Genomic DNA, 18274 nt, shown 5'->3' on the forward strand with positions numbered 1-18274 from the left:
ATGGGGATCATTCCTTGTGGGAGAGGGCTTTGACCGTGCGGGACGGGCTGGGTCGGCCCAGTCGCTCGGCCATCCACACGCTGGTGGCGGTGAGGCGGGCGAGGTCGACACCGGTGTCGATGCCGAGGCCCTGGAGCATCCATACGAGGTCTTCGGTGGCGAGGTTGCCGGTGGCGGACTTGGCGTAGGGGCAGCCGCCGAGACCCCCCGCGGAGGCGTCGACGGTGGTGACGCCGTGCTGGAGGGCGGCCAGGGTGTTGGCGAGCGCCTGGCCGTAGGTGTCGTGGAAGTGCACGCCGAGCGCGCTGGTCGGCACGCCCTCCTCGTTCAGCTCGGCGAGGAGGTTCTGCACATGACCCGGTGTCGCCACGCCGATCGTGTCGCCGAGGCTCAGCTCGTCGCAGCCCATCTCCATCAGAGCCTTGCAGACGCGTACGACCTGGTGGATGGGGACGGGCCCCTCCCAGGGGTCGCCGAAACACATCGAGATGTAGCTGCGGACGTGCACCTTGTCCGCCTTGGCCCGGGACACCACCGGCTCGAACATGGCCAGGGACTCGTCGACGGTCCGGTTGAGGTTCGCCTTCGCGAAGGACTCCGTCGCGCTGGCGAACAGGGCGACATGGCGGGCGCCGAGGGCCAGCGCCCGGTCCAGACCCCGTTCGTTGGGCACGAGGACCGGGAGGTGCACCCCCGAAGACCTGCCCAGGTCGCTCACGAGCGGGAACAGCTGCTCCGCGTCCGCCAGCTGGGGCACCCACTTGGGGTGGACGAAGCTGGTGGCCTCGATGGTGGTCAGGCCCGAGTCCGCGAGGCGCCGGACGAACTCGGCCTTCACCTCCGTCGGCACGGTCGCCTTCTCGTTCTGCAGCCCGTCGCGCGCGCCGACCTCGTAGATCCGCACCCGCGCGGGCAGGTCCGGGGCCGGTACGGCCATGGGGAGGCCGAGTTCGGGGCTGCTCATGTCGTCTCCTCGTACGGCGTGATCACGGCCAGCACCTGGTCCATGGCGACCGTGGTGCCCGGAGTGACGTCCAGCTCGCTGACGGTCCCGGCGTGCGGGGCGGAGACGACGTGCTCCATCTTCATCGCCTCGACCACCAGCAGGCTCTGCCCCGCGGTCACTTCGTCGCCCACGGCCACCTTCACGACGGTCACCGTGCCGGGCATGGGCGCGGTGAGCGAGTCCACCCCGGCGTGTGCCGCGCCGGTGAGGGAGGCGGCCACGGGGTCGTGGTCGCGCACGTGCCAGGCGTCACCCTCGCGGCCGAGCCAGTCGCCGGCGCGGTGGAAGGTGTGGCGTACGCCGTCGAGGGTGACGGAGACCCGGCCGGGGGTGACGGTGTTCGTGCCTCGCGGACGGTGAGCGACGGGTTCGAGTCCCGGCGCGCGCAGGTGGAACACCACGGGTGCGGGCTCGCCGCCCAGGCGCCAACCACTCGGCACCGAGAAGGGGTCGGTCCAGCCGCCCTCCGCCGGGGCCAGCGACGACAGCCGTACCGCGGCAGCGGCGTCGTACACCTCCTCCGGTACGTCACCGCAGCCGGAGAGCAGCCCTTCCGCCTCCCGCTCCACCAACCCGGTGTCCAGGTCCCCCGCCACCACCGCCGGATGGGCCAGCAGCCGGCGCAGGAACCCGGCGTTGGTCTGCACGCCGAGCGTGACCGTCTCCGCGAGGGCGGCGCGCAGCTTCCGCAGCGCGGTCGCGCGGTCCGGCCCGTACGCGATGACCTTGGACAGCATCGGGTCGTAGAGCGAACCGACCTCCGTGCCCTCGCTCAGCCCCGAGTCGGTGCGCACGCCGTCGCCCTGGGGTTCGTGCAGGGCGAGGACCGTGCCGCCGGACGGCAGGAAGCCGCGTGCGGGGTCCTCGGCGCAGATGCGTGCCTCCACCGCGTGTCCGGTGAGGGTGATGTCCTCCTGCCCGTAGGGCAGTCGCTCGCCCGCGGCCACCCGGAGCTGCCACTCCACCAGGTCGAGCCCCGTGACCAGTTCGGTGACCGGGTGCTCCACCTGGAGGCGGGTGTTCATCTCCATGAAGTAGTACGACGACGGGTCGGAGCCGGGGACGATGAACTCGACCGTGCCCGCGCCCTCGTAACCGCAGGAGCGGGCCGCCTGGACCGCCGCCTCGCCCATCGCGGCACGGGTGCCGGCGTCGAGGAGCACGCTCGGCGCCTCTTCGATGATCTTCTGGTGGCGGCGCTGGAGGGAGCACTCGCGCTCGCCCAGGTGGACGACGTTGCCGTGGCCGTCGGCCAGGACCTGGATCTCGATGTGCCGGGGGCGGTCGACCCAGCGCTCGACGAGGAGGGTGTCGTCGCCGAAGGAGGCGCGGGCCTCGCGGCGGGCCGCGGCGATCTCGTCGCCCAGCGCCGACGCGTCCCGCACCAGCCGCATGCCCTTGCCGCCACCGCCCGCCGACGGCTTGAGCAGCACGGGCATGCCGATCTCCCGTGCGGCCTCGGCCAGCTGAGCGTCCGTGAGCCCACTGCCGGACGAGCCGGGAACGACCGGGACGCCGGCCGCCTTCACCGTCTCTTTGGCACGGATCTTGTCGCCCATGAGCGCGATCGCGTCCGCGGGCGGGCCGATGAAGACGAGCCCGGCCCCGGCGCACGCGCGGGCGAACGAGGCGTTCTCGGCGAGGAAGCCGTACCCGGGGTGCACCGCCTGGGCGCCGGTGCGAGCGGCGGCGTCGAGGAGCCGCTCCACCGACAGATAGCTCTCGGCGGCCGGCGCCGGACCGATCCGTACCGCCGTGTCCGCCTCGCGCACATGCCGGGCGTCGGCGTCCGCGTCGGAGAAGACGGCGACCGAGCGGACGCCGAGCGCGCGCAGGGTGCGGATGACGCGTACGGCGATCTCGCCCCGGTTGGCCACAAGGACTGTGTCGAACATCTCGGGCACCCTCATCACATCCGGAAGACGCCGAACTGGGGGTCACCCAGTGGCGCGTTGGCGCAGGCGGTCAGTGCGAGCCCCAGCACCTGCCGGGTCTCCAGCGGGTCGATCACGCCGTCGTCCCAGAGGCGGGCCGTCGCGTAGTAGGCGCTGCCCTGTCGCTCGTACTGGGCGCGGATCGGGGCCTTGAACGCGTCCTCGTCCTCGGCGGGCCAGGAGTCCCCGCGCGCCTCCAGCTGGTCGCGCTTGACGGTCGCGAGGACGGACGCGGCCTGTTCGCCGCCCATCACGGAGATCTTGGCGCCGGGCCACATCCACAGGAAGCGCGGCGAGTACGCCCGGCCGCACATCGAGTAGTTGCCCGCGCCGTACGAGCCGCCGATCACCACGGTCAGCTTGGGCACGCGAGTGCAGGCGACGGCCGTGACCATCTTGGCGCCGTGCTTGGCGATGCCACCGGCCTCGTACTGACGCCCCACCATGAAGCCCGAGATGTTCTGCAGGAACACCAGGGGGATGCCGCGCTGGTCGCACAGCTCGATGAAGTGGGCGCCCTTCTGGGCGGACTCGGAGAACAGGATGCCGTTGTTGGCGACGATCCCGACCGGGTGTCCGTGGATGCGCGCGAAGCCCGTGACCAGGGTCTGCCCGAACTCCGCCTTGAACTCGGCGAAGCGCGAACCGTCCACCACGCGCGCGATGACCTCGCGTACGTCGTAGGGGGTGCGGGAGTCGACGGGCACCGCGCCGTAGAGCCCGTACGGATCCACCTTGGGCTCGACGGACTGCTCGACCGCCCAGGGGAGGGGCCCGCGCGCGGGGAGTGTGGCCGCGATGTTCCGTACGATCCGCAGCGCGTGCGCGTCGTCCTCCGCGAGGTGGTCGGTGACGCCCGACACGCGCGCGTGGACCTCGCCGCCGCCCAGCTCCTCGGCGGTGACGACCTCGCCGGTGGCCGCCTTCACCAAGGGGGGCCCGCCGAGGAAGATCGTGCCCTGATTGCGCACGATCACGGCCTCGTCGCTCATCGCCGGGACATACGCGCCGCCGGCCGTGCACGAGCCGAGGACCGCGGCGATCTGCGGGATCCCCGCCCCCGACATCCGCGCCTGGTTGTAGAAGATCCGCCCGAAGTGCTCGCGGTCCGGGAAGACCTCGTCCTGCATGGGCAGGAAGGCGCCTCCGGAGTCGACGAGATAGACGCAGGGGAGGCGGTTCTCGAGCGCGACCTCCTGTGCCCGCAGGTGCTTCTTCACGGTCATCGGGTAGTACGTGCCGCCCTTGACGGTGGCGTCGTTGGCGACGATCACGCACTCGCGGCCGCTGACCCTGCCGACCCCGGCGATCACCCCGGCGGCCGGGGCCTGTCCGTCGTACATCCCGTGGGCGGCCAGCGGGGCCAGCTCCAGGAAGGGCGAGCCCGGGTCGAGGAGTGTGTCCACGCGCTCGCGCGGGAGCAGCTTCCCGCGCGCGGTGTGGCGCTCCCGGGCCCGCTCACCGCCGCCGAGGCGCGCCTCGGCGAGCTTGGCGCGCAGCTCCTCGCCGAGGGCGCGATGGGCCGCCTCGTTGGCCCGCCAGGCCTCCGACGCGGGATCTGCCGCGCTCGTCAGCTCCGGTGCTTCGTGCATGTCCCGCGGTCCCCTCACCAGTGGTCCACCAGTTAATGAGCGTTAACGCATGTCGTCCAGGTTAACGACCGCTAACCGCCCTGTCTAGAATTGCTTCCATGGCCACGAGAACCGACGCCCCCACCCGACGTGAGCAGATCCTCAAGGAGGCTGCCCGGCTCTTCGCCGAGCGCGGCTTCCACGGCGTCGGGGTGGACGAGATAGGGGCGGCGGTCGGCATCAGCGGCCCCGGTCTGTACCGGCACTTCGCGGGCAAGGACGCGATGCTCGCCGAGCTGCTGGTGGGGATCAGCGGGCAGCTGCTCACCGGCGGCAAGCGCCGGGTGGCGGAGGCCGACGGGGGCGCGGAGGCGGTCCTCGACTCGCTCGTCGAGGGGCACATCGACTTCGCGCTCGACGACCGTCCCCTGATCACCCTGCACGACCGCGAGCTGGACCGCCTGCGCGACAGCGACCGAAAGCTCGTACGGCAGTTGCAGCGGCAGTACGTCGAGCTGTGGGTGGAGGTCGTGCGCGAGGTGTATCCGGCCCTCACCGAACCCACCGCCCGCTCGGCGGTGCACTCGGTCTTCGGCCTCCTGAACTCGACACCCCACCTCGGGCGGCCCGGGGCGCTGCCGGGGCGCGGCGTGACGGCGGCCCTGCTGCACCGGATGGCGCGGGGCGCCTTCGCGGCGGCCGCCGGGGCGGGGGATCAGTAGGGGGTGTTGTGCGGGTTTCAATGCGAGCGCGGGTTTTAATGCGAGCGGCAGCTCGGCCCCCTGCACGATGATGGCGGCCATGGACGGACATATGGCCATGGACGGACACACCTCCGACTGGGTGACCCTCTTCTGCTTCGAGAACGTTCCCGGCTGCCCGCGGCCGGGCCGGCTGATGGCGGTCTGACTGCGTGACCGGGGCATCGACTGGGAGCCCTTCGCCGCGCACGACGTCCGGATCGACCTCATGTGCGGGGTCCGGTCGGACGGCCACTGGCACGGCACGTTCGCCGTCCACGTGCGCGCGGACGCCCTGCGCCGGCTCGGCCTCCATCCCGATCGGCCGACGTCGGCACCGGCCGACCCGCTGCCGCCCAAGTGGTGGGGTCCTTGGGCGCGTTGATCCGTGATTCGTGATCGTGGGACAGACTGACGACCTTCGCGCGTTCTCGCCCGGCCGGGCCGGCCGGGCTGGAGCGGGCGTGACGAGCGTCATGGGGGAGGGCGGCCGATGACTCTGGACGGTCGTCGTGACCGACGGGTAACCTAGCGTCTGAGCAAGCGCTTAGATTTGGGACCGCAACCATCAATTGAGGAACCCAGACGGCGCGCAACCAGGTACGCGAGAGCGGCGCCGGCTTAGGCGCAAGGAAGGGTGGCGGCGGTGCGCCGTACGGTGTTCAACGAGGATCACGAGGCGTTCCGGGAGACCCTGCGGGCCTTCATAGAGGCCGAGGTCGTTCCCGTCTACGACGAGTGGTTCGCCGCGGGCCAGGCGCCGCGCGACTTCTACTACAAGCTCGCCGATCTCGGTGTCTTCGGCATCCGTGTCGACGAGGAGCACGGCGGCGCCGGCATCGACTCGTACAAGTTCGAAGCCGTGATGTACGAGGAGACGGCCCGCGCGGGCGTCCAGTTCGGCGGCTCCGGTGTGCACGTGCTGCTCGGCCTGCCGTACATCAAGATGCTCGCCACCGACGAGCAGAAGAAGCGGTTCCTGCCGAAGTTCGTCTCCGCCGAGGAGATGTGGGCCCTCGCGATGACCGAGCCGGGCACCGGCTCCGACCTCGCGGGCATGAAGACCACCGCGAAGCTCTCCGAGGACGGCACGCACTACGTCCTCAACGGCGCCAAGACCTTCATCACCGGTGGCGTGCACGCCGACCGCGTCATCGTCTGCGCCCGCACCTCCGCGCCGACCGCCGAGGACCGCCGATTCGGCATCTCCCTCTTCGCCGTCGACACCAAGTCCGAGGGCTACTCCGTCGGCCGCAAGCTCGACAAGCTCGGCCTGAAGACCTCCGACACCGCCGAGCTGGCGTTCGTCGACGTGAAGGTCCCGGTCGAGGACCTGCTCGGCGAGGAGAACAAGGGCTTCTACTACCTCGGCCACAACCTCGCCTCCGAGCGCTGGGGCATCGCGTTCGGCGCCTACGCGCAGGCCAAGGCGGCCGTCCGGTTCGCCAAGGAGTACGTGCAGGAGCGCACCGTCTTCGGCAAGCCGGTCGCGCACTTCCAGAACACCAAGTTCGAGCTGGCCGCCTGCCAGGCCGAGGTGGACGCCGCCGAGGCCGTCGTCGACCGCGCGCTCGAAGCCCTCGACGCGGGCGAGCTCACCCCCGCCGAGGCCGCCAGCGCCAAGCTGTTCTGCACCGAGGTCGCGCACCGCGTCATCGACCGCTGCCTCCAGCTGCACGGCGGCTACGGCTTCATGAACGAGTACCCGATCGCCCGCCTGTACGCGGACAACCGCGTCAACCGTATCTACGGCGGCACCAGTGAGATCATGAAGTCGATCATCGCGAAGGACATGGGCCTGTAAGGCCCGCGAAAGATCACCGGAAACAACTGCACGGTACAACTGACGCATGAGTCAGGCACTTGAGTCCCTGCTCGATCTGCTCGACCTGGAGCGGATCGAGCAGGACATCTTCCGCGGCCAGTCCCGCTCCGCCGTCGTCCCGCGCGTCTTCGGCGGGCAGGTGGCGGCACAGGCACTGGTGGCCGCCGGGCGCACGGTCCCCGAGGACCGGCACGCGCACTCCCTGCACGCGTACTTCCTGCGTGCGGGGGACCCCGGCGCGCCCATCGTGTACACGGTGGACCGCATCCGCGACGGGCGCTCCTTCACCACCCGCCGCGTCGTCGCCATCCAGCACGGACAGCCGATCTTCCACCTCTCCGCGTCCTTCCAGACGTACGAGGAGGGCATGGAGCACCAGGCCGAGATGCCGTCCGCGCCCGACCCCGAGACGCTGCCCACGGCCGCCGAACTGCTGCCGCTGTACGCCGATGTCATCAAGGACCCCCTCGTCGTCGAACGGCTCCTCGAAGCGCGCGAGTCCGTCGACCTGCGCTACGTCGACGCGCCTCCGTACGGCACGGTCGGCGAGACCCGCGAACCGCACTCCCAGGTGTGGTTCCGCACGAACGGCAAACTGTCCGACGATCCCCTCCTGCACGTCGTCCTCGCCACCTATGTCTCCGACATGACGCTCCTCGACTCGATCCTGCTCGCGCACGGGCGCGGTGGCTGGGTGACCGGGGACGTCGTCGGGGCCTCGCTGGACCACGCGATGTGGTTCCACCGCCCCTTCCGCGCCGACGAATGGCTGCTGTACGACCAGGAGTCGCCGTCCGCGTCCGGAGGCCGCGGCCTCGGTCAGGCCCGCATCTACACCCAGGACGGACGGCTGGCCATTTCGGTGATCCAGGAGGGTGTGGTCCGTATCCCCCGGTAGGACTGACGGGGGGCCCACTCGGTAAGACTGGGGCATGGCCATGACTGAAGCGGGAGCCGGACAGCAGGACGACGACGGCGGCGGCGAGAGCACCTTCACGGTGATCGTCGCCGCCCTCGCCAATCTGGGGATCGCGGTGGCCAAGGCGGTCGCGGGCGTCATCAGCGGATCGAGCGCGATGCTGTCCGAGGCCGCGCACTCGGTGGCCGACACCGTCACCGAGGTGCTGCTGCTCACCGCGCTGAAGCGCAGCGAGAAACCGGCCGACGAGGACCACCCGCTCGGCTACGGCCCCGAACGCTACATCTGGGCGATGCTCGCCGCCGTCGCCACCTTCGTCGGCGGCGCGGTGTTCTCCCTCTACGACGGCATCCACACCCTCGTCGCGGGCGAGGAGCCGGGCGACCCCCTCGTCTCGTACATCGTGCTCGCGGTCGCCTTCCTGCTGGAGAGCTTCTCCCTGCGCACCGGCGTACGCCAGGCGCGCGGGGAGGCGGAGCGCATGGGGGCGCCCTTCAAGCGCTACCTCCGGTACACCCCGGACACCGCCGTGAAGGCCGTGGTCCTGGAGGACTCGGCCGCGCTGATCGGCCTCGTCCTCGCGGCGGGCGGCCTGCTCGGCGGACAGCTCACCGGCTCCGGCGTCTGGGACGGCATCGCGTCTCTCTGCATCGGTCTCCTCCTGCTGTACGTCGCCTGGGTCCTCGGCCGCTCCAACGCCGAGCTGCTGATCGGCCGCCCGCTCCCCAAGCCGATGCGGGAGCGGATCAGGGCCGAACTGCTCGCCGTGGAGCACGTCGAGGCCGTACTGGAGCTCACGACCCTCGTGCAGGGGCCGCGCGAGGCGCTGGTCGCGGCCAAGGTCGACTTCAGGGACGTCTCGACCGCCGCCCAGATCGAATGGGCCTGCGAACAGGCGGAGGCCCGACTGCGGGAGGCGTTCCCCGTGGTGAGCCGGGTGTACCTCGACCCGACACCGGGGTACGCCCAGCGCCGCCACGAGGGACTGAACCCTTGGCCGTGAGGGCGACCCGGGGTGCTCAGTCGCGGCGGATCAGCTCCGGGTTCACGCGGCGGCCGAGTGAACGCCTTGGAGCCGTGCGGGTACGAGCGTTCCAGGACGAGGGGCGCGCTCGTCGTGCGGACGGCGGAGGTCCGCAGGGACCGGACGGCGGCGCGTCCGTCGTGGGCGCCGAGGATCGCCGGGACGGTGAGGACCAGGGCCAGACAACACACGCCGAGGGAGCCGCTGGCCGCCATCAGCAGGAAACGTGCGCGATTGCCGCGGCCGGCGCCGAGCAGCAGCGCGTCCTTGCGCGTACAGCTCGTCGCCGCTCCCGTTCTTGTGTTCTGTTGTGAGCTCTGGCTGGTCAGGTCAGGGGGTCAGGGATCTGGCGGCCCGGGTGGCTCAGATCAGCCCCGCGGAATCCAGCAGATACGCCGTCAGCGGGTCGTAGAACCGCGGGCTCGTGACGTGGTCGTCGAGGGGGACCGTCACCTGGAGCGTGCCCTCGGACTCGGCGAGGAAGAGGGCCGGGTCGTTGCAGTCGGCGTAGCCGACGGAGTCGATGCCGAGCTGGCCCGCGCAGCCGGCCCAGCCGTGGTCCGCGACGACCAGGTCCGGCAGGGGGCGGCCCGCACCCTCCAGGCCCTTCAGGATCGCGCGCATCGGCTCGCCCGAGTGGGTGTGCCACAGCGTGGCCCCGTGCTCCAGCACCGCCACGTCCGCGAACTGCATGACGTACCCCTCGTCCGTCTGCAGCCCGTCCGGAATGACGACGATCTCGCAGCCGGCGCCGCGCAGCGCGGCGGCGGTGGCGCGGTGCACGTCGAGCAGGCCGCCGGGGTGGCCGGTCGCGAACAGCACCCGCTGATCACCGTCCGCCGCCTTGCGCAGCCGCGCCGCCATCCGGTCCAGGGCGTCGACGGTCAGCTCGGGATCGATGGTGTCCTGGCCGTAGCGGTACTCCGGGTCGTCGTTCACACCGCACCGCTCCGCCATCACGGCGAGCACGTCCTGCTCGTCGGTCCAGCGGTCGCCGAGTTCCAGGCCGAGCCAGAAGTTGCGGTCGCCGTTGGCGAGCTTGCGGTAGTGGGAGAGGTTGTTCTCGCGGGGCGTGGCGACATCGCCCGCGATACGGGTCGTCACGAGATGGTCGACGAGCTCAGTGCGGCTGGGGGTCCCGGATATCGGCATGCCACCCATTGTGCCGGGGCGCTCCGCTGGTAGGGCGGTTGTCCTGAACCGTGGGATGCGGGTCACTCGGCCTGAGGCGGTCGTTGTTGTCTTCCCGCCCACCCGTCCGACTCGGCCAGTTGAGAGGTGAGGGTCGGGGGAGGCTTCTCTCAGGCATCTCTCAACGCGAACCACAACTCCATCCGTACGTCCGCGTCGTCGAGGTCCGCCTCCAGCAACGCCGCACATCGTGCGATGCGTTGGCGGACGGTGTTGCGGTGGACGGAGAGGGCGACGGCCGTGCGGTCCCAACTGCCGTGCTGGGACAGCCAGGTGCGAAGGGTCTCGGTGTGGGCGGGGGTGGCGGCGATGGGGGCGAGGAGGGTGCGCGCGTGGGCCTGGGCGTCGGCGGGGGGCACGAGGTCCGCCAGGGCGGGGCGCTCACCGTGGCGGACGAGGGGCGTGCGGGTCGCCCGGGCGCGGGCCAGGGCGCGGGCCGCCTGCCCGTCGGCGGACGCCCACTCGTGCGGGCCGACCGCCGCGCTGACCCCGCAGATCCAGCCTTCCTGCGCGGTCGGCTCGCGGTCACCGGGGACGAGGACGCGTACGACACCCCCGCCGGTGTCGATGAGCGCGGAGCCCAGCGCCGCCCCCAGCGCGGACGCGGCGAGGGCGTCCGGCGCCGGGCCGTCCGCCGCGGGGCGGGCGTGCACGACGGTCCACCGGTCCTCGCCGAGCAGCGGGGCCACCTCCTCGGGCACGGCACCCAGCAGAAGTCGTACGAGCGCCGCCGAGCGCGCCGCGCCGCTCCCGCCCTGCTGCTCCCCGGTGAGGAGGGAGAGGAGGACGGCCGCGACGGAGGCGATGGTGTGGTCCCCGGGGTCCCGGCGCGGCGCCGCGACCCCGAGGACGAAGCCCTGCCCGCCGCCGAGGGCGTACGCGGCGAGGTGGGTGCCGCCCACGGTGTCGGTGGCGGAGGAGGGGGTGGGAGTCGGGGTGGGGGCGGAGGGGGGAGTGGAGGCGGGGCCCTGGGGGCCCGCGGTCCGGGTTACCCCAGGGCGTACGACGGCGGCCAGGGTGCCGAGGGCGGTCACGGGGCCCGCCTCCGGCGATCTCCCCGCGCGGGCCAGCTCCGTACCGTCCGGGCCGTACAGCACCGCCCAGCCGCTCACCCGCTGGGCCAGCTGCCGCAGCACCGCCGCCACCGGGTCCGGGCGCGCCGCGGCGGCCGCCAGGCTCTGCTGGGCCTCGGTGACGCGCCGCAGCTCCGCCAGCCGGGCCTGGGCCATCAGCTGCCACACCGCGCGGGCCACGCCCGAGAAGGTGGTCTGGGGCGGGACCTCCAGCAGGGGCAGGCCGTAGGCGTCGCAGGCCGCGACCAGGGCGCGCGGGACCGTGTCGTGCACCGGCGCCAGGCCGAAGCCGAGCGCCGCGCCGCCCGCCGCCACGATCCGGGAGACGTAGTCGTCGAAGTAGGTGCCCGAGCCCGCCGCCTCCGGGATGTGCACCCCGGCGGTCAGCAGCAGCTCACCGCCCAGCAGGTACGGGTACGGGTCCGCCATCTCCGACGTGTGCGCCCAGTGGATCACCGTGTCCGGGTCGATGGGGCCCGCGATGTGGCGCAGGCCGAGGTCCTCCCGGGCCAGGAGGGCGGACAGCGGGATCGGTGGGGTGGGTGGGACTGGTGTGGCGGATGTGTCCGGCATGGTGGACGTTCCCTCCATCCGGCTCGGCTGCAATGGATGAAACGTACACTTCAGAGTCATCTTCCGGCCACCTAAGGTCAGTGCCGTCGGCAGCCGCGGGTACGGGCGTATGTCCCCGCGATCAGCTGCCGGACTCCCGGCCGGGTATCGCTCGCCCGGCCCGCGTTCCCACGTCCATCTGCACGACACGCCACCGATGAGTGCGCGAAGGAGGGCCCCCTATGGCCGTCGACTACACAGTGATCGTCGTCTATCTGGCCGGCATGCTGGCCATGGGCTGGTGGGGCATGCGCCGCGCCAGGTCGAAGAGTGAGTTCCTGGTGGCCGGGCGGCGCCTGGGCCCCGCGATGTACTCCGGGACCATGGCCGCGATCGTCCTCGGCGGCGCGTCCACCATCGGCGGCGTCGGGCTCGGATACCAGTACGGGCTCTCCGGCGCCTGGATGGTGTTCGCCATCGGCCTCGGGCTCCTCGCGCTCTCCGTCTTCTTCTCCGCCCGCATCGCCCGCCTGAAGGTCTACACCGTCTCCGAGATGCTCGACCTCCGCTACGGCGGCCGGGCCGGTGTCATCTCCGGTGTCGTCATGTGGGCGTACACCCTGATGCTCGCGGTCACCTCGACCATCGCGTACGCCACCATCTTCGACGTCCTTTTCGACATGAACCGGACGCTGGCGATCGTCATCGGCGGCTCGATCGTCGTCGCGTACTCCACGCTCGGCGGCATGTGGTCGATCACCCTCACCGACATGGTGCAGTTCGTCGTGAAGACCGTCGGCGTGCTGCTGCTCCTGCTCCCCATCGCGGTGATCAAGGCCGGTGGGTTCAGCGAGATGAAGGCCAAGCTGCCCACGGAGTACTTCGACCCGCTGGGCATCGGCGGCGAGACGATCTTCACCTACGTGCTGATCTACACGTTCGGCATGCTCATCGGCCAGGACATCTGGCAGCGCGTGTTCACCGCCGGCAGCGACAAGACCGCCAAGTGGGGCGGCACCGTCGCCGGCACCTACTGCCTGGTGTACGCCCTCGCCGGCGCCGTCATCGGCACGGCGGCCAAGGTGCTCTACCCGACGCTGCCCAGCACCGACACCGCCTTCGCGACCATCGTCAAGGACGAGCTTCCGGTCGGCGTACGGGGCCTGGTGCTCGCCGCCGCCCTCGCCGCCGTGATGTCCACGTCCTCCGGCGCGCTCATCGCCTGCGCCACCGTCGCCAACAACGACATCTGGTCCAAGCTGCGCGGGGCCGTACGGCGCGACGGCGGGGTGCGTGACGGCGAGGCGCACGACGAGGTCAAGGGGAACCGGCTCTTCATCCTCGTCATGGGCATCGCCGTGATCTGTACCGCGATCGCCCTCAACAACGTCGTCGAGGCGCTGACCGTCGCGTACAACCTCCTCGTCGGCGGTCTGCTCGTCCCGATCCTCGGCGGACTGCTGTGGAAGCGCGGGACCGTGCACGGCGCGCTCGCCTCCGTCGTCGTCGGCGGGCTCGCGGTCGTCGGGCTGATGGCGACATACGGCATCCTTGCGAACGAGCCCGTCTACTACGGGCTGCTGTCCTCGCTGGCCGCGTACGTGATCGTCTCCCTGGCCACACCCGCGACCGACCCGGCGGTCCTTTCCGCCTGGCGCGAGCGGCTGGCCGGGCGCGGCACGGATTCCGAGGCCGGGGCCGAGCCGGCGGCGGTGGGCGCGTGAGCGCACCGCGGTAAGCCGGAAGCGTGTGAGTCTGCGGGTCGGCTGTGGCTGGTCGCGCAGTTCCCCGCGCCCCTGACGGGGCGCGGGACGCGCCCAAGAACTTCGGGCCGGTCGGCCCGGGCGGATCCTGTCAGTGGGGTCCGCGACACTGGAAAAGCACCACCTGCACGACGCATCACCCGTACCACGCATCACCCGTACCACCTGGAGGAGTCCGACGATGAGCAGCACCGAGTTCCCGGCAGCAGGCGACAGCCAGCCACGTGGCCCCGTCGACTCGTCCCGCGTCCCGCGGTACGCGGGCCCCGCGACCTTCGCCCGGCTGCCGCGCCTCGACGAGGTCGGCCGCGCGGACGTCGCCGTGGTCGGCGTGCCCTTCGACTCCGGGGTCTCCTACCGGCCGGGCGCCCGCTTCGGCGGCAACGCCATCCGCGAGGCCTCGCGCCTGCTGCGCCCGTACAACCCGGCGCAGGACGCCTCCCCCTTCGCCCTCGCCCAGGTCGCCGACGCCGGCGACATCGCGGCGAACCCGTTCAACATCAACGAGGCCGTGGAGACGGTCGAGGCAGCGGCCGACGAGCTGCTCGGCACGGGCGCCCGCCTGATGACGCTGGGCGGCGACCACACCATCGCCCTCCCGCTCCTGCGCTCCGTCGCCAAGAAGCACGGCCCGGTGGCCCTGCTCCACTTCGACGCGCACCTCGACACCTGGGACACCTACTTCGGCGCCGAGTACACGCACGGCACCCCGTTCCGCCGGGCGGTGGAGGAGGGGATCCTGGACACGGAGGCCCTCTCCCACGTCGGCACCCGCGGCCCGCTGTACGGCAAGCAGGACCTCACGGACGACGAGAAGATGGGCTTCGGCATCGTCACGTCCGCCGACATCTACCGGCGTGGCGCGGACGAGGTCGCCGACCAGCTGCGCCAGCGCATCGGCGACCGCCCGCTGTACATCTCCATCGACATCGACTGCCTCGACCCGGCGCACGCCCCAGGAACGGGCACGCCGGAGGCCGGCGGCATGACCTCCCGTGAGCTGCTGGAGATCCTGCGCGGACTGTCCTCCTGCAACCTGGTCTCCGCGGACGTGGTCGAGGTCGCGCCCGCGTACGACCACGCCGAGATCACGGCGGTGGCCGCGTCCCACACGGCGTACGAACTGACGACGATCATGTCCCGCCAGATCGCGGCGGCCAGGGCTCAGGAGGCCGGGAACAAGTGACTCACGACCACGACCTGGTGCTCCGTCCGTCGGCGGCGCAGACGGAGGCCGCGCTGAATCCGCCCCCCGGCCGCAACGGCGGAGACCTGGTCGTGGAGACCCTCTCCGGTCTCGGCGCCACGACCGTCTTCGGTCTGCCCGGCCAGCACGCCCTCGGCATGTTCGACGCCCTGCGCCGCTCCTCGTTGCAGTACATCGGCCTGCGGGTGGAGAACAACGCGGGGTTCGCGGCCGACGCGTACGGCCGCGTCACGGGTGAGGCGGCGCCCCTGCTGCTGTCCACCGGCCCTGGAGCGCTGACCTCCCTGGCCGCGCTCCAGGAGGCCGCCGCGGCCTCCGCCCCCGTCCTCGCCATCAGCAGCCAGATCCCCACCGCGGGACTGGGCGGCGGACGCCACGGCTATCTGCACGAACTCCCTGATCAGCAGGCGTCGTTCAGAGGGGTCGTCAAGTCCGTCCACACCGTCCGTACGCAGTCGCAGATCCCCTCCGCGATCGCGGCGGCCTGGGAGTCGGCCCTGACCGCCCCGCACGGCCCGGTCTGGGTGGAGATCCCGCAGGACGTCCTGCTCGCCGAGACCCACCTGCCGCAGGTCACCGCGATGGACGCGACCCCGGAGGACGTCGTCCCGCGCCCCGAACTCACCGCGCTGGCGGCCCACCTGCTGTCCACGGCGGCCCGCCCCGCGATCATCGCGGGCGGCGGGGTCGTACGGTCGGACGCGTCCGGCAAGCTGAGGTCGCTGGCGGAGAAGCTGAACGCGCCGGTCGTCACCACCTTCGGCGGCAAGGGCGCCTTCCCCTGGACCCACCCGCTCTCGCTCCAGTCCTGGCTGGAGGACCGGCACACCACGGACTTCCTGGAGGACGCGGACGTCCTGCTGGTCGTCGGCTCCGGCCTCGGCGAACTGTCCTCGAACTACCACACGTTCAAGCCCCGCGGCCGGGTCATCCAGATCGAGGCCGACCTCGGCAAGCTGGAGTCCAACCACCCGGCGATCGGTATCCACGCGGACGCCAGGCTCGCGCTCTCCGCGCTCCTGGAGACCGTCGAGGACCGCCCCGACCCGACGGCGGCGGACCGCGTCCGCGTGCTGCTCGACCGGGTGAAGGAGCGCATCGCCGCACAGGAACTCACCCTGGAGCAGGAGGTGCTGGCGTCCGTCCGCCGGGCCCTGCCGTCCACCTCCCCGTCCTTCTGGGACATGACCATCCTGGCGTACTGGGCGTGGTCCGCCTTCGACCCGCGCGGGAAGAACACCATGCACTCCGCCCAGGGTGCGGGCGGCCTCGGCTACGGCTTCCCGGCGGCCCTCGGCGCGGCGGCGGCCGATCCCACCCGCCCGGTCCTCGCGGTCTCCGGTGACGGCGGCGCGTTGTATTCGATCGCCGAACTCGCCACGGCGAGGCAGTACGGCCTGAACGTCACCTGGCTGATCGTCGACGACGGCGGCTACGGCATCCTGCGCGAGTACATGACCGGCGCCTTCGGCCAGGCCACGGCGACGGAGCTGACCCGCCCCGACTACGTGGCGCTGGCCGAGTCCTTCGGCGTCCCGGGGGTCCGTACGACCCCCGAGACCCTGGAGGAGGACCTGGCGAAGGCCTTCGCGAGCCCCGGCCCGTCCGTGGTGCTGCTCCCTGCGGTGCTGCGGATGTTCGCACCCACCCACCTCGGGAGCTGACGGCCCGGCCGACAGTCACGGCCCGGTCGACCGGCTACGGCCTGCTCGCCCGGGCCGTAGCCGGTCGACCGCCGCTACGGCCGTCTACCAGATCGCGTCGACCCACTCCGGGTGGTCGATGAACGGGTTGCGGTTGTGCTGGTAGGTGTCGTAGATGACCTGGTTGCGCTTCTCCTCGAAGGCGCTCGGCGGGTCCTCGTCGCTCCACTGCTTGAGTACGGAGAGCTTGCCCATGAACGGCGCGCTGCCGTTGTTGACCTTCTCGTCGGGCTCGAGGTCGGCGAAGCCGTCGCCGCCGTCGTAGCGCACCGCCATGTAGAGGATCATGCGGGCCACGTCGCCCTTGTCGGCGTCGCGCGGCTCGAACGAGTCGGAGTCGGTGAGGCTGCCGCCCCCGCCGCTGACCGTGCTGCCGCCGTTGTCGAAGTCCTTGTTGCCCCGGATGCTGTTGACCTGGACGTCCGCGGGACGCAGGTGGTGCAGGTCCGTGCCGGGACCGGTCACCTCGCCGAAGTCGCCGTGGGACTTGGCCCACACGTGCTCGCGGTTCCAGTCGCCCGTGTCACCGCCGTTGAGGGACTTGGCGCGCGAGACGCCGCTGTACAGCAGGATCACGTTGTTGCTGTTGTTCGGGTCCTGGTCGGTGACCTTGAGGGCGTCCCAGACGGCGGAGTACGAGATCTTCGTCTGGCTGCTGATGATCGTGTGCAGTGAGGACTTCAGGCTGCTGCCGGTCTTGCCGACCGCGTTCTTGTAGTACGTGCTGTCGTACGCGGTCGTCGTGGCGCTCGCGGGAGTGGCGGTCATCGTCGGCAGGGTGAGGCCTACCAGGACGGCTGAGGTGGTCAGCGCCAGCGTCTTCCAGCGGCGTATGTGCGTGGCGGGCATGGTGGGGGCGTCCGTTCTACGCGGGTTGATTGAGCGGGCAACCGGAGCGTGACATGGACATGCGTTTCAGGGAATGAACGGAGCGTGTCGGTTGGGTGACGGAAACCGGCAAGCCGCTTGTCGTGCGCGCGATATGACACACCGGAAGGCCCCCGCCCATGGGTCGCATGGGCGGGGGCCTTCCGGTATCTGAGGGCCGGTCAGTTCAGGTCGGACGGGTCCAGGCGGTAGAGCGCGGACGACGTCTGGCCGTTCTGCGCCTGGGAGTCGGACTCGGTCGAGGTCCCGGTCTTGGTCTTGGTCTCGGTCTCGGTCGAGGTCTTGGAGGCCGACGTGGTGGAGGTGCTCTTGCTGTAGGCGCTCTCCTTCACCACCGTGGCGTGCTTCTGCACCCAGGCCGTGACCTCCGAGCTGACGCTGTCGGAGCCGCCCTGGCCCATGCCGCCGCCTCCGCCCATGCCGCCGCCGAGCTGGATGTAGTGCAGCTCGCCCTTCTTCACCAGCTCCTTGAGCTTGGCGAGGGTCATCGCCTTGTCGGTGCCGGACCAGCCCCACATGGAGATGACGGGCCGTCCGGTGCTGACGATCAGCTGTGCGGCGCTCTGTGAACTGGACACCGCGAGAAGCCACTTGGCGCCGTCCCGGTGCTTCTTCAGATAGGCGACGAGTTCGCTGTCGGCGCCGCCGCCCATGCCGCCCATCCCGCCGCCGCCGAAGCCGCCGCGCTGAACGGTGGCGCCGCCGGTACCGCCGGTGGTACCGGTGCCGTTCGGGGGCGTACCCGTCTCGCCGCCCGCCTGCCGGCCGCCGGGGAAGCCGCCGTTCTCGCCGCCGCCGGGCAGTTCGCCGTTGCCCTGCTGGCTGCTGCCGGGCACACCGCCGCCGGAGGCACCGCCGGGCGCACCTCCGGGCGCACC

At 71.4% G+C, this 18274-nt stretch carries 13 protein-coding genes and 1 pseudogene; 7 read left to right on the forward strand and 7 right to left on the reverse strand.

Annotated features, from left to right (window positions below):
- Positions 1-7 precede the first annotated feature (7 nt).
- The 3 genes from ABZ656_RS32270 to ABZ656_RS32280 are packed head-to-tail and all read right to left on the reverse strand — an operon-like array spanning position 8 to position 4532.
- Positions 8-964, reverse strand: a complete 957-nt coding sequence (locus tag ABZ656_RS32270) for a hydroxymethylglutaryl-CoA lyase (protein WP_101405045.1) — start codon at positions 962-964, stop codon at positions 8-10.
- Positions 961-2901, reverse strand: coding sequence for an acetyl/propionyl/methylcrotonyl-CoA carboxylase subunit alpha (locus ABZ656_RS32275; RefSeq protein ID WP_101405046.1), 1941 nt, complete (start codon positions 2899-2901; stop codon positions 961-963). Before ABZ656_RS32275 ends, ABZ656_RS32270 begins: the two co-directional genes overlap by 4 nt.
- Before the next feature lie 14 nt (positions 2902-2915).
- Complete coding sequence (locus ABZ656_RS32280) at positions 2916-4532, reverse strand: carboxyl transferase domain-containing protein (RefSeq protein WP_101405047.1); 1617 nt, start codon at positions 4530-4532, stop codon at positions 2916-2918.
- Positions 4533-4630: 98 nt separating this feature from the next.
- Here ABZ656_RS32280 and ABZ656_RS32285 point away from each other — a divergent pair, with 98 nt between their 5' ends.
- From ABZ656_RS32285 to ABZ656_RS32300, 4 genes are all read left to right on the forward strand, one after another.
- Positions 4631-5233 carry a TetR/AcrR family transcriptional regulator gene (locus ABZ656_RS32285; RefSeq protein WP_101405048.1) on the forward strand — a complete coding sequence of 201 codons (603 nt, stop codon included), beginning with the start codon at positions 4631-4633 and terminating at the stop codon, positions 5231-5233.
- A 664-nt stretch (positions 5234-5897) separates the two neighbouring features.
- Positions 5898-7055: an acyl-CoA dehydrogenase family protein gene (locus tag ABZ656_RS32290; RefSeq protein ID WP_360272503.1), complete on the forward strand. Its 1158-nt coding sequence runs from the start codon at positions 5898-5900 to the stop codon at positions 7053-7055.
- Positions 7056-7101: 46 nt separating this feature from the next.
- Positions 7102-7974 carry an acyl-CoA thioesterase II gene (tesB, locus tag ABZ656_RS32295; protein ID WP_101405049.1) on the forward strand — a complete coding sequence of 291 codons (873 nt, stop codon included), beginning with the start codon at positions 7102-7104 and terminating at the stop codon, positions 7972-7974.
- A 40-nt stretch (positions 7975-8014) separates the two neighbouring features.
- A complete protein-coding gene (locus ABZ656_RS32300) occupies positions 8015-8998 on the forward strand; it encodes a cation diffusion facilitator family transporter (protein WP_360272516.1) in 984 nt (327 codons plus the stop codon).
- A gap of 384 nt (positions 8999-9382) precedes the next feature.
- Here the strand turns inward: ABZ656_RS32300 and ABZ656_RS32305 are convergent, their stop codons facing one another.
- Together ABZ656_RS32305 and ABZ656_RS32310 are read right to left on the reverse strand one after the other, a co-directional pair.
- Positions 9383-10171: a phosphatase gene (locus ABZ656_RS32305; protein WP_101408114.1), complete on the reverse strand. Its 789-nt coding sequence runs from the start codon at positions 10169-10171 to the stop codon at positions 9383-9385.
- 149 nt (positions 10172-10320) lie between these two features.
- Positions 10321-11856, reverse strand: a complete 1536-nt coding sequence (locus ABZ656_RS32310) for a PucR family transcriptional regulator ligand-binding domain-containing protein (protein ID WP_360272507.1) — start codon at positions 11854-11856, stop codon at positions 10321-10323.
- Between the two features lie 221 nt (positions 11857-12077).
- On the opposite strand from ABZ656_RS32310, the gene ABZ656_RS32315 reads away from it, so the two are divergent.
- From ABZ656_RS32315 to ABZ656_RS32325, 3 genes are all read left to right on the forward strand, one after another.
- On the forward strand, positions 12078-13559 hold the full coding sequence (locus ABZ656_RS32315; RefSeq protein WP_101405051.1) for a sodium:solute symporter: 1482 nt from the start codon (positions 12078-12080) through the stop codon (positions 13557-13559).
- Between the two features lie 220 nt (positions 13560-13779).
- Positions 13780-14784: an agmatinase gene (gene speB / locus ABZ656_RS32320; protein ID WP_351430749.1), complete on the forward strand. Its 1005-nt coding sequence runs from the start codon at positions 13780-13782 to the stop codon at positions 14782-14784.
- Positions 14781-16469 carry a thiamine pyrophosphate-binding protein gene (locus tag ABZ656_RS32325; protein ID WP_101405052.1) on the forward strand — a complete coding sequence of 563 codons (1689 nt, stop codon included), beginning with the start codon at positions 14781-14783 and terminating at the stop codon, positions 16467-16469. Before speB ends, ABZ656_RS32325 begins: the two co-directional genes overlap by 4 nt.
- 84 nt (positions 16470-16553) lie before the next feature.
- Here ABZ656_RS32325 and ABZ656_RS32330 read toward each other — a convergent pair whose 3' ends face one another.
- Positions 16554-17357 (reverse strand): endonuclease, encoded by an 804-nt coding sequence (locus ABZ656_RS32330; RefSeq protein ID WP_101405053.1) that lies wholly within the window; start codon positions 17355-17357, stop codon positions 16554-16556.
- A 200-nt stretch (positions 17358-17557) separates the two neighbouring features.
- A pseudogene (locus ABZ656_RS32335) lies at positions 17558-18274 on the reverse strand (hypothetical protein); the annotation flags it as partial.

Source organism: Streptomyces sp. NPDC007095, from assembly GCF_040634475.1.
Lineage (GTDB): Bacteria > Actinomycetota > Actinomycetes > Streptomycetales > Streptomycetaceae > Streptomyces.